Origin of the sequence: Streptomyces sp. AcH 505 (assembly GCF_000818175.1) — a bacterium.
In the GTDB taxonomy this organism is placed as follows: Bacteria; Actinomycetota; Actinomycetes; order Streptomycetales; family Streptomycetaceae; genus Streptomyces.
The window spans coordinates 4387606-4399867 of the sequence record NZ_JTIY01000001.1; the positions used below are offsets into that span (position 1 = coordinate 4387606).

Sequence of the window (12262 nt, forward strand, 5' to 3'; positions counted from 1 at the left end):
CGGGCGAGCCCCTGCGGGCGGCCAGCACCAGCGGCCGCTCCCCGCCGGGCCCCGGCAGATCGGGGTCGGCGCCGTGCTCCAGCAGCGCCTCCAGCGTGTCGGCGAAGCCCTGCACGACCGCCCAGGCGACGGCAGTGAACCCGAACGCCTCACGCCGGTCCGGCTGGGCGCCGCCGGCGAGCCGCGCCCGTACGACCTCGGTGTGCCCGCCGCACGCGGCGCCGCAGAGCGGCAGGTCCGCGCCGTCCTCGCCGCTCGCCCGGTCCGGATCGGCCCCGGCGGCCAGCAGCAGCCGCGCCACGCCCGGCTCGTCGCTGACCGCCGCCAGGTACAGCGCGCTCTGCCCGTCCTCGTCGGTGGCCTCGGCCGGCACGCCGGCCCTGAGCAGTTGGACGACGGTGTCCTGCGCCCCGCCGTAGACAGCGGCGAACAGACCCTGGACACCCGCCGTGGGCTCACCGGTCATGCTTCGATCCCAGGGTCTGCCGTTCGTCATGACCCTCACGCCCCTCGGGGGCGCGCCTTTCCCTCACGTATCGCATTCGAGCACGGTCCTGCACAGCCCGCACCGGGCTCTGACCCGGCCCCGGACCGGTACCCGGATCCGCTGTTGGCATGTGGGGCAGGCGAACGCGACCCGCAGTCCGTCCCCGACCCGCTCGAAGGCGTACGGCATGCCGGGGTCGGCCGCCGGGGGAGCGGCGGAGTGGTCCAGCGCATAGCGGCGGTCCTTGGCGTAGCGGTGCCTGCCCGCCCAGCCGGCCGTCGTCAGCGGCGGCTGCTGCTCGTCCCGCAGCGCCTGCGCCTTGCCCTTGGTGTACGCGGTGTACCCCTGCGGGCTGGTGAACCAGATCCGGGGGTCCTCCTCGAAGACCAGCGCCCGCTTCGCGAGCACGTAACCGAACTCCTCGGGGGTGAGGTAGCCGAGCTTCTGGCTGGAGTCGCGGTCCTCGCGGTACGCGTCGAGCAGCAGCCACCCGGCGCCGAGGTACGTCGTGGCCGTGTCGGTGAGGATCTCGTTGTCCCGGGTGCCGGGGAAGCTGAGCCCGAGCCGGTGCAGCAGGACATGGGTGATCTCGTGCGCGAGGGCGGCGCCGATGTCCCTGCGATGGGTACGGAACCGGTCGTTCAGCTCGATGAAGTACTCGGGTCCCGCGGTCAGCTCGACGCTCGCCGCGTGCTCCATCTCGGAGAAGCTCACGATCATCCGCGCGTCCGGCAGCCGCAGCTGCTGGACCAGCGCGCGGGCCACCCGCTGCGCCCCGAGGTGCAGATCGTCCACGTCGGAGAAGGCGACGTCGGCGGGGGCGACGCTCGGCGCGTACGAGAGGATCGTGTCCGACGAGAGCCGCCGGTACAGGGCGGTCAGGGCCGCGCGGACCGTGTCGAGATGCGGGTAGCCGTGGACGACCTCACTGGCGTCTCTCACATCAGCACCCCCACTGCGAGGCCGCACAGCGGTGTGGCGGCCGACCCGCGTCAAGAATACGGCGGGGCGGGCCGATGGCCGAAAACAGCCACTTGTGGCGACCTCTGCGGGCTCTCCATACTCCGGACCAACATTTGTCGGGCACATGACATCCCATGAGCCCGGCGGAGTACGAACCCGTCCCCCACGAAGGGCAGTCCGTTGAAGCAGCTCCTGCGCACCCTCAAGAGATGCGCCGCCGCCGGCGCCGTCATCCTCGCAGCCGTCAGCCTCCAGCCCTCCTCCGCATCGGCGGCGCCCGCGCCGGTCGTCGGCGGCACCCGCGCCGCCCAGGGCGAATTCCCGTTCATGGTCCGCCTGTCCATGGGCTGCGGCGGCGCGCTCTACGCGCCCAACATCGTCCTCACCGCCGCCCACTGCGTCGACGGAAGCGGCAACAACACCAGCATCACGGCCACGGCGGGCGTCGTGGACCTGCAGAGCTCCAGCGCGGTCAAGGTCAAGTCCACCAAGGTCCTGCAGGCCCCCGGCTACAACGGCTACGGCAAGGACTGGGCGCTGATCAAGCTCGCCAAGAACATCAACCAGCCCACCCTGAAGATCGCCACCACCACGGCCTACGACAGCGGCACCTTCACCATCGCGGGCTGGGGCTCGGCCAGCGAGAACGGCGCCCAGCAGCGCTACCTGCTCAAGGCCACCGTGCCGTTCGTCTCCGACACCTCCTGCCGCGCGTCCTACGGCAGCGACCTCGTCGCGAGCGACGAGATCTGCGCGGGCTACGCCCAGGGCGGCACCGACACCTGCCAGGGCGACTCCGGCGGACCCATGTTCCGCAAGGACAACGCCGGCGCCTGGATCCAGGTCGGCATCGTGAGCTGGGGCAACGGCTGCGCCCGGGCGGGCTACCCCGGCGTCTACAGCCAGGTGTCCACCTTCGCCTCCGCCATCGCGTCGGCCGCGGCCGGACTGTGACCTGAGCTGACACCACCGGAACGGGACACGCGTACGAACCGGCACACCGCACCACTCGTACGCGTGTCCCGCATCCTGAGCAGCCTCCCGCCCGGACCGCCCGCTCCGTCTAAGCTGCCCGACCATGACCACGAGCGACCTGGCCGACGACGCGTCCGTAACAGCCGAGCTGAACCGCCTCCGCGGGAGTATCGACAACATCGACGCCGCCGTCGTACACATGCTCGCCGAACGCTTCAAGTGCACCCAGCAGGTCGGCCACCTCAAGGCGGCCCACCACCTGCCGCCCGCCGACCCGGCGCGCGAGGCCCGGCAGATCGCCCGGCTGCGCAGCCTCGCCGAAAGCGCCAAGCTGGACCCGGCCTTCGCCGAGAAGCTGCTCAACTTCATCGTGGCCGAGGTGATCCGCCACCACGAGACGATCGCGGGCGCCCGCGGCGACGCGGAACAGCGCCCCTAGGTCGGGTCCGCGAAGTCGCGTCCGGCTCACGATGCCCGGCACGCACGCTCGCGGCCACTCCCTGGCGCGCTCCCGGCAGCCACCGCGGGCCCCGACCGCGGACGACGGCACGGCGCGGGCGCCCGGTCAGGGGTGCGCGCGGGGCTTCGGCCGCTCGCAGAACCCTGCTGCACTCGTCCGTGGCCATCAGGCAGCATGGCCCCATGTCCGTACTGACGCGCGACGAAGCGCAGACCCGTGCCCGGCTCCTCGAAGTCCACCGGTACTCGATCAGCCTCGATCTGACCACCGGCGACGACACCTTCGACTCCCGCACCACCATCCACTTCACCACCCGGGCTGCCGGAGACACCTTCGTCGAACTCAGGCCGGCCGCACTGCGCACCCTCACCCTCGACGGCCACCCGCTCGACCCCGGCGCGCTCACCGGCAACCGGCTGGCCCTCACCGGGCTCGACCCCGGCGCCCACGAGCTGCGCGTCGAGGCCGACATGCCGTACTCGCACACCGGCGAAGGCATGCACCGCTTCACCGACCCGGCCGACGGCGAGACCTACCTCTACACCTCGCTCGGCCCCAGCGACGTCGCCTGCGTCTTCCCCGCCTTCGACCAGCCCGACCTCAAGGCCGTCTTCGAACTCGACGTCACGGCGCCCGAAGAGTGGACCGTGCTCGGCAACGGCGTCGCCACCCACAACGGCGCGGGACACTGGAGCCTCGCCCCCACGCCCCGGATCTCCACCTATCTCGTCGCCGTCGCCGCGGGACCCTGGCACTCCGTACGCACCGAACACGCCGGACTGCCCTTCGGCATCCACTGCCGCCGCTCCCTCGCGCCCCACCTCGACGTGGACGCCGACGAGATCCTCGGCCTCACCCGCGCCTGCTTCGACCGCTACCACGAGAAGTTCGAGGAGCCCTACCCCTTCGACTCCTACGACCAGGCGTTCGTCCCCGAGTTCAACTGGGGCGCCATGGAGAACCCCGGACTCGTCACCTTCCGCGACGAGTTCATCTACCGCTCGGCGGTCACCGACACCGAACGCCAGACCCGCGCCATGGTCATCGCCCACGAAATGGCCCACATGTGGTTCGGCGACCTCGTCACCCTCGCCTGGTGGGACGACATCTGGCTCAACGAGTCGTTCGCCGAGTACATGGGCTACCAGACCCTCACCGAAGCCACCCACTACACCGACACCTGGGTCGACTTCGGCATCGGACGCAAGGCCTGGGGGTACGACGCCGACCAGCGGCCCACCACGCACCCCGTCGCCCCCGACCCCGAAGCCGTCCCCGACGTGGACGCCGCCATGCTCAACTTCGACGGCATCTCCTACGCCAAGGGCGCCTCGGCGCTGCGCCAACTCGTCGCCTGGCTCGGTGAGAAGGACTTCCTCGCCGGCATCAACACCCACTTCGCCCGGCACAAGTTCGGCAACGCCACCCTCGCCGACTTCATCGACTCCCTCGGCCAGGCCACCGAACGCGACGTGCACGCCTGGGCCGACGCGTGGCTGCGCACCACCGGCGTCGACACCCTCACCCCCACCGTCACCCAGACCGCCGACGGCTGGAGCCTCGACGTCGCGCACGACGGCAGCCGTCCCCACCACATCACCGTCGGCACCTACGACATCGACGTCGTCGACCCGGGCCGGCTCGTCCGGCGCGACCGCCTCGACCTCGACATCCCCCGCACCGAAGGGCCCCTCACCCGCCCCGGCGCGCGGCCCGCCCTCGTCGTGCTCAACGACGGCGACCTCACCTACGCCAAGATCCGGCTCGACCCCGAATCCTGGGCCATCGCGCTCAGTTCGCTCTCCGGCATTCCCGACCCGCTCACCCGCGCCGTCATCTGGAACGCCGCACGCGACATGGTCCGCGACGGCCAGCTCGCCCCCGCCGACCACCTCGAAGCAGCCCGCGCCCACCTCCCGCACGAACCCGACCTCGCCATCGTCCAGGGCGTCCTCGCCTTCGCGGCCACCCACGTCACCGACCGCTACCTCCCGGCGCCCCAGCGGCACACCGCGCTCGCCACCCTCACCGACATCTGCCGCGACCTGATCCGCCGCACCGAGGACGGCAGCAACCCGGGGCTGCGCCTCACCGCCGTACGGCACTTCATCGACGCGGCCACCCAACCCGCCGCCATCCAGGACTGGCTGGACTCGGGCGGTGTCCCCGGCGGCCCCGACCTCGACCCCGAACTGCGCTGGCGCGTCCTCACCCGCCTCGCCGTACTCGGCGCCGTCGACGAGCCCGCCATCGCCGCCGAACTCGACCGCGACCCCAGCGCCACCGGGCAGGAAGGCGCCGCCCGCTGCCGGGCCGCACTCCCCGGCCCCGAGGCCAAAGCAGCCGCCTGGGCCCGGCTGTTCACCGACGACACCCTGTCCAACTACCTCTTCACCGCCACCGCGCAAGGCTTCTGGCAGCCCGAACAGACGGACGTGCTGCGTGACTACGTACCCCGCTACTACACCGACGCCGCCACGCTCGCGGGCCGGCGCGGCACCGCCATCGCCGAAGCCGTCGGCCGGCACGCCTTCCCCCAGTACGCCATCGACGAGGAAAACCTCCGCCTCGGCAGGGAAGCCCTCGACCACGGCGAGCTGACCCCGTCGCTGCGCCGCAAACTGGCCGACCAGATCGACGACCTCGCCCGCGCCCTGCGCGTACGCGAAGCCTGATCCGCGCAATCCGAGACGCGCATTCCGAGACGCGCATTCCGACACGCGCATTCCGACACGCGCATTCCGGTACGCGAGGACGCGGCCGGTACCGACCCCAGCCACCGGGGCCGGTGCCGGCCGCGCCCAAACCACCCTCAAGGGGCAATACCGGTGCCGGGCACGGGTCGTTGAACACCGGGGCAGTCCAGCCCCCGAAGGCCCTGTCACCCTCGTGGAAGGCACCGCAGCCGATGACCACCCCACACGCCCCCGACGACCTCAACCAGCCGCACGACCTGGTGGGCATCGGCATCGGCCCGTTCAACCTCTCCCTCGCCGCGCTCGCCGACGGCGTGCACGGCGGCATCAGGGCCGCCTTCTTCGACCAGAACCCGTCCTTCCAGTGGCACCCGGGGATGCTCATCGAGGGCGCCGGCCTCCAAGTGCCCTTCCTGGCGGACCTCGTCACCCTCGCCGACCCCGCGAACCCCTGGTCCTTCCTCAGCTATCTGCGCGCCCGCGAGCGGCTGTACCCCTTCTACTTCGCCGAGCGCTTCCACATCCAGCGCGCCGAGTACGACGCCTACTGCCGCTGGGTCAGTGAACAACTCCCCGCGCTGCACTTCGGGCATCAGGTCGACGCGGTCCGCTGGAACCCCGAACGCGGCCTCTACGAGGTCGACTTCACCCAGCTCGACGGTGAAGGCGAGGCGGAAGCCCTCGGCCGCACCTACACCCGCAACATCGCTCTCGGCGTCGGCACCGAGCCGTACATCCCCGACCCGCTCAAACCCCTCGTCGAGACACCCGCCGTGCCCGTCATCCACGCGGCCGACTACCTCGACCACCGCGAACGGATCCTCGCCGCCGAGCACATCACCGTCATCGGCTCGGGCCAGTCCGGCGCCGAGGTCTTCCTCGACCTGCTCCGCGCCCGGCCGGCCGGCGCCGAGAAACTGCACTGGCTCGCCCGCACCGAGGCGTTCGCCCCCATGGAGTACTCGAAGCTCGGCCTCGAACACTTCACGCCCGACTACACCCACTACTTCCACGCGCTGCCCGAACACGTGCGCGGCGAACTGCTGCCCAGGCAATGGCAGTTGCACAAGGGCATCGACGCCGACACCATCGCGGCCATCCACGACGAGCTCTACCGCCGGACCCTGCACGGCGGCTGGCCCGACGCCGTCCTCACCCCCGGGGTCAACGTCCGCACGGCTGGCCGGGTCGCCACCACCAAGGTCGAACTCCACCTCGAACACACCCAGCAGGGCGCCAGGTCCCGGCTCACCACCGACGCCGTCGTCCTCGCCACCGGCTACCGGGAACGTCCCCTCGACCGGATCCTCGCCGGACTCGACCCCTACATGCGGCGCGACGCCGCCACCCGGCCGCGCGTCGACGAACACCACCGGCTCGTCCTCGACCCGTCCGTCACCGGCTCCGTCTACGTCCAGAACGCCGAACGGCACAGCCACGGCGTCGGAGCCCCCGACCTCGGCCTCGCCGCCTGGCGCAGCGCCACCATCCTCAACCACCTGACCGGCAACGAGCCCTACCCGCTGCCCCGGCGCACCGCCTTCACCAGCTTCGGACTCGACGGGCAGGACCGGACCCGCAAGGTGCCCGCACCCAGGGGCCTGGTCCCGCTCACCGAAGTCCGCTGAAACAGCTGGAACGTCCCTAGAAGACCGGCGTACCGTCCCGCGTCAGCTTCCAGTCCACCGAGGCGAACGACGCGGGATCGACGGAACCCGCCGCCTGCACCCACGCGATGATCGTGTTACGGATCTCGTCCGAATTGGCCCACACCTGCTGGGCCGTCGCCACCTGCGGGAAGTTACCGCCGCCGCTCGCCCGGTAGTTGTTCACCGCCAGCACGAACCGCGCCGCCGGGTCCAGCGCGTTGCCCTCGAACCGCAGATTGGCGATCCGCGACCCGGCCGGCTTCGCGATGTCGATCTCGTACGTCAGCCCCGACACCGCGTCGTAGTTGTAGTCCGGTGTGTTGCCCGCGTTCGTCAGCTTCGCCGGGTCCACCGGAGCGCCCGCCGCCGTCTGCACGTAGTACCGCGCCGAGAACTCCAGGTACTCCTGGATCTGAGCCCCCGTCAGCAGCCGCGCCTCCAGGGTGTTCTCGAACGGGTACAGCCCCGCCGCGTCCTTGATCGTCACATTGCCCGCCGGGATGACGGCCGTACGGGAGAAGCACGACGCCTGCGACAGCACCGGCAGCGCCGCGTACTCGCCGCCCGCCAGCGCCGCCTTCACCGTCTCCGTCTGCACATGGTTGATCAGATCGATGATCGGCTCGTCCTTCCAGGCCGCCTCGGCCGTCGTCATCGTCACCGACGACGTACCGATCACCTGGTTCACATACGCCACGACCTTGCGATGCTCGCCCGAGAGCATCTTGGTGATCTTCTTGTCCTCGACGGCCGTGTTCGAGTTCAGCACCTTGGACGCGACCCGCTCCACCGACCAGCCGCCCCGCTCCCAGACCAGGTCGAAGTCGAACACCGTCAGCCGCTGGCCCCACTTGAGCGGCTCCGACAGCACCACCTCCTTGCCGGACTCCTTGTTGACCACCCGCCGCTCCGGGATCTCCACATGCGCGTGGCCCACCAGGATCGCGTCGATCCCCGGCACCTGCTCCGCCACCAGCGCCGCCGCGTTCTCCACGTACGGCACCTGGTCGCCGTACGAGGACGTGCCGTCGGCGCCCGAGTGCGCGGAGACGATCACGACGTCCGCGCCCATCGAGCGGAGCTTCGGCACCCACTTCGCCGCCTGCTCCTCCAGACCGGGGAACGTCATCTTCCCCTGCACATTGACCTTGTCCCAGATCGCGATCCCCGGGTTCGTCAGCCCCAGCACCGCCACCCGCACCTCACGGCCCTGCGGGGTGCGCAGCTTCTTGATCACATACGGCGCGAAGGCGGGACGCAGCGTCTTCGCGTCCAGGGCGTTGGCCCCCAACAGCGGGAAGTCGCACTGCTCCTCGAACTTCCGCAGCACCGGAATGCCGTAGTTGAACTCGTGATTGCCCAACGCCGCCGCGTCGTAGCCGATCGCGTTCATCGCCTGCGCCATCGGATGCACCGGGCCGTGCTTCGCGGTGATCGGGTCGACCTTCGCGTAGTAGTACGAGAGCTGGGTGCCCTGGATCGTGTCACCCGCGTCGATCAGCAGCGTGTTGCGACGGCCGCGCTCCCGGCGGATCCCGTCCACCATCGTCGAGATCTTCGCCAGGCCCACATCGTTGTGCGCCGCGTCGTCGAACTCCTTGTCGGTGAAGTAGTCCCAGTTCAGCGCGTTACCGTGCAGATCCGTCGTACCCAGCACCGTGAACGAATAGCGCTGGGGCGCGTGGCCGCCGCCGTGACCCGGCTTGTGACCGTGTGCCTCGGCCGGCGCAGCGACCCCTCCCACCAACGCCGCACCCGCACCGGCCACAGCCGAACTCCCCAGGAAAGTCCTACGATCCAGCGACATGCCACTCCCTCGTCCAACCCGATCCCGATGAAACAACGCGCGTAGATAATGACCCACGAGCCCCCGCCGGACAACACCTGCCAGAGTGAACACCTGTCTTGTCGCCGCCCCAACTCCCCGCCCGCGAAGGAGCAAACACCCATGACGGCCGAAACGCCCACGGACACCGCCGTCCCCTACGGCACCCCCGGCACCCCGCGCGTCGCCGTGCGCGGCGAAGCGCGCCTCGAAGTCGACCCCGAGATCGCCCGCATCAGCATCGCCGTCGACGCCCGCGGCACCGACCGGCGCACCGCGCTGGAAGACCTCACCCGCCGTAACAGCCAGGTCCTCGACCTGGTCAAGAGCTACGGCGAGGCAGTCGAGAAGATCGAGACCGGCGCGTTCTCCATCAGCCCCGAACTCACCCGGCGCGGCCGCACCGAACGTATCCGCACCTACCACGGCCGGGTCCATCTCACCGCCGAACTCAACGACTTCACCGCACTCGGCGAACTCACCACCCGCCTCGCCGACCTCGACCTCACCCATGTCACCGGACCCTGGTGGGCGCTGCGCCCCGACTCGCCCGCCCGGGGCGACGCCCGCCGCCAGGCCGTACGCGAAGCGGTGCAGCGCGCCCGCGAATACGCCGAAGCCGTCGGCGCCGACCTCGCGGCCCTCGTGGAACTCGCCGACCTCGGCGCCGAGAACAGCGCAGCGGCCTACGCGCCCCCCGCCCCCGGCGGCGCCATGCGCAGCCGCGCGTCCTTCGGCGCCGGCCAGGAGGAAGAAGCCCCCGCGCTCGATCTCGAACCGCAGCGGCAGACCGTTTACGCACAGGTGAATGCCCGCTTCACCATGACACCGCCCGACCTCGGCGCGTAACCGAAAAGGCCGGGGAATTGCTCAAAAGAGCGACCCCCCGCACAATTCAATCCTTGTCAACAACCTTTCACCCGGAGGTTGTTACCTCGTCATTCCGGTCCAATTACCTACCCGCCGGTAAGGTCTACTCTCGATATATGCGCCGAGCAAAGATCGTCTGTACCCTGGGGCCCGCAACCGACTCGTACGACCAGATAAAAGCCCTGGTCGAAGCCGGAATGGACGTCGCGAGACTCAATCTCAGCCACGGCAGTTACGCCGAGCACGAGGACCGGTACCAGCGGGTACGCAAAGCGGCGGACGAGACGGGCCGCAATGTCGGAATCCTCGCCGACCTTCAAGGTCCGAAGATCCGACTCGGCACCTTCCGGGAAGGCCCGGTACTGCTTGAACGCGGCGACGCGTTCACCATCACCGTCGAACCCCACCACGGCGACCGCCACACCTGCGGCACCACCTACCCCGGGCTCGCCGCCGACGTCACCGCCGGTGAACGCATCCTGGTCGACGACGGGAAAGTCACCCTCGAAGTCACCGAGGTCGACGGACCGCGCGTCCGCACCACGGTCGTCGAAGGCGGCATGGTCTCCGACCACAAAGGACTCAACCTCCCCGGCGTCGCCGTCTCCGTCCCCGCACTCAGTGAAAAGGACATCGACGACCTCCGCTGGGCGCTGCGCACCGGCGCCGACGTCATCGCCCTCTCCTTCGTGCGCAGCGGGGCGGACATCGTCGACGTCCACCGGGTCATGGACGAAGAAGGCCGGCGCCTCCCCGTCATCGCCAAAGTCGAAAAGCCCCAGGCCGTCGAGAACATCGACGGCATCGTGGCCGCTTTCGACGGGATCATGGTCGCGCGCGGCGACCTCGGCGTGGAAATGCCCCTCGAACAAGTCCCCATGGTCCAGAAGCGCGCCGTGAACCTCGCCCGGCGCAACGCCAAACCGGTCATCGTCGCCACGCAGATGCTCGACTCCATGATCGAGAACAGCCGCCCCACCCGCGCGGAGGCCTCCGACGTCGCCAACGCCGTCATCGACGGCACGGACGCGGTCATGCTCTCCGGCGAGACCAGCGTCGGAAAGTACCCGGTCGAAACGGTCCGGACGATGGGCCGCATCGTCGAGGCGGCGGAGGAGGACATCCTCGCCAAGGGCCTCCCGGAACTGACCGAAAGCAGCAAACCCCGCACCCAGGGCGGCGCCGTCGCCCGCGCCGCCGCGGAAATGGGCGACTTCCTCGGCGCGACGGCCCTGGTCGCCTTCACCCAGTCCGGCGACACGGTCAAACGCCTCTCCCGCTACCGCTCCCCGATCCCCCTCCTGGCCTTCACCCCCGACCCGGCCACCCGCAGCCAGCTCAACCTCACCTGGGGCACGGAAACGTTCCTGGGCCCGTACGTGGACACGACGGACGCGATGGTCGACCAGGTCGACGAACTACTCCTGAGCAGCGGCCGCTGCCGGCAGGGCGACATAGTGGTAATCACGGCGGGCTCCCCGCCGGGGGTAGCAGGCACGACGAACATGGTCCGCGTCCACCACATCGGCGAGGACGACAGCCCGAAGTAGCGGATCAGTACTTGGGCCCGACGTACGCGTCCATCAGCGCGACGGACGCACGGCGGGCCACGGATATGTTCTTGGCGTTGGCCCGCTTCCAGGCGACACCGACGACGTCCAGAGCGTCCGTGAACAGCCGCGTGATGTCGGCCGACTTGTTGGTGAAGAAGTAGCGGGGATACTCGTACCGTCGTCGCTCACCCGCGACCAGCCGGGTGGTCCAGTTCATGGTCCGGCACCCGTCGGAGTGCACGAGCCCGCGCACGAGTTCCCACGGATGTCGGCCGACGATGACCTGCTGCCAGGCTTCGAGTGCGATCGTCCGCTCGTGCTTGGGGCCGAGGCCGTGCTGGGGGAACAGGCAGGGCCAGTGACGGTCGTAGCTGCTCACCGCGACGCACCCCTGCTTCTGGACGAGGGACACGGACGCTCCCGGCCGCACCGTCAGGATGGCCGTGCGGCACCGTTCTATGAGTCCGGGCCAGGCGTCGGCGCACGCGATACGCAGGTACTGGCCGCCGTGCGGATGCGGGCTTATGCAGCCGTCGCCGAGGTAGAGGCCCAAGAGGTAGCTGTACGTGGCGGTGTCGGCCGGAGGCGCGGGGCAGGGGCGAGTCATACACGCACTGTGTGTGATACATCGTGCCCCTGGGTAACGAAAAGTGGATGTTCACCGGAATGTGAACATCCACTTTCATCGCATTGGTGCCGGGTACGGGACTCGAACCCGTATGTCCTTTCGGACAGATGTGTTTGAGACATCCGCGTAAGCCATTCCGCCAACCCGGCCAGATTG

General features: G+C 69.9%; 10 protein-coding genes and 1 tRNA gene. 6 read left to right on the forward strand and 5 right to left on the reverse strand.

From position 1 onward, the window contains the following. Positions 1 to 466: ankyrin repeat domain-containing protein (locus HY68_RS45310; protein WP_041990815.1), on the reverse strand; the 466-nt coding region annotated here is incomplete at its 3' end. 63 nt (positions 467 to 529) lie between these two features. Then, positions 530 to 1429: a hypothetical protein gene (locus tag HY68_RS20080; protein ID WP_041990817.1), complete on the reverse strand. Its 900-nt coding sequence runs from the start codon at positions 1427 to 1429 to the stop codon at positions 530 to 532. 201 nt (positions 1430 to 1630) lie between these two features. Between HY68_RS20080 and HY68_RS20085 the strand changes: the two genes are divergently transcribed. The 4 genes from HY68_RS20085 to HY68_RS20100 all read left to right on the forward strand — a co-directional run bounded on the left by HY68_RS20085 (position 1631) and on the right by HY68_RS20100 (position 7209). Then, positions 1631 to 2404 (forward strand): serine protease, encoded by a 774-nt coding sequence (locus tag HY68_RS20085; RefSeq protein WP_041990819.1) that lies wholly within the window; start codon positions 1631 to 1633, stop codon positions 2402 to 2404. A 124-nt stretch (positions 2405 to 2528) separates the two neighbouring features. After that, positions 2529 to 2864, forward strand: a complete 336-nt coding sequence (locus HY68_RS20090; protein WP_041990820.1) for a chorismate mutase — start codon at positions 2529 to 2531, stop codon at positions 2862 to 2864. A 203-nt stretch (positions 2865 to 3067) separates the two neighbouring features. Then, complete coding sequence (gene pepN / locus HY68_RS20095; RefSeq protein ID WP_041990822.1) at positions 3068 to 5560, forward strand: aminopeptidase N; 2493 nt, start codon at positions 3068 to 3070, stop codon at positions 5558 to 5560. 233 nt (positions 5561 to 5793) lie between these two features. Beyond that, complete coding sequence (locus HY68_RS20100; RefSeq protein WP_041990824.1) at positions 5794 to 7209, forward strand: SidA/IucD/PvdA family monooxygenase; 1416 nt, start codon at positions 5794 to 5796, stop codon at positions 7207 to 7209. A 16-nt stretch (positions 7210 to 7225) separates the two neighbouring features. Here the strand turns inward: HY68_RS20100 and HY68_RS20105 are convergent, their stop codons facing one another. Beyond that, entirely contained in the window at positions 7226 to 9037 is a 1812-nt protein-coding gene (locus HY68_RS20105; protein WP_041990825.1) for a 5'-nucleotidase C-terminal domain-containing protein, read from the reverse strand. A 141-nt stretch (positions 9038 to 9178) separates the two neighbouring features. Between HY68_RS20105 and HY68_RS20110 the strand changes: the two genes are divergently transcribed. Both HY68_RS20110 and pyk read left to right on the forward strand, forming a co-directional pair. Then, a complete protein-coding gene (locus HY68_RS20110; RefSeq protein WP_041990827.1) occupies positions 9179 to 9904 on the forward strand; it encodes an SIMPL domain-containing protein in 726 nt (241 codons plus the stop codon). A 137-nt stretch (positions 9905 to 10041) separates the two neighbouring features. Further along, complete coding sequence (gene pyk / locus HY68_RS20115; protein WP_041990829.1) at positions 10042 to 11475, forward strand: pyruvate kinase; 1434 nt, start codon at positions 10042 to 10044, stop codon at positions 11473 to 11475. A gap of 4 nt (positions 11476 to 11479) precedes the next feature. On the opposite strand, the gene HY68_RS20120 is transcribed toward pyk, so the two are convergent. Together HY68_RS20120 and HY68_RS20125 are read right to left on the reverse strand one after the other, a co-directional pair. Beyond that, positions 11480 to 12085, reverse strand: coding sequence for a hypothetical protein (locus HY68_RS20120; RefSeq protein ID WP_041990831.1), 606 nt, complete (start codon positions 12083 to 12085; stop codon positions 11480 to 11482). Between the two features lie 84 nt (positions 12086 to 12169). Then, positions 12170 to 12255 (reverse strand) — tRNA-Leu (locus HY68_RS20125). Positions 12256 to 12262 lie beyond the last annotated feature (7 nt).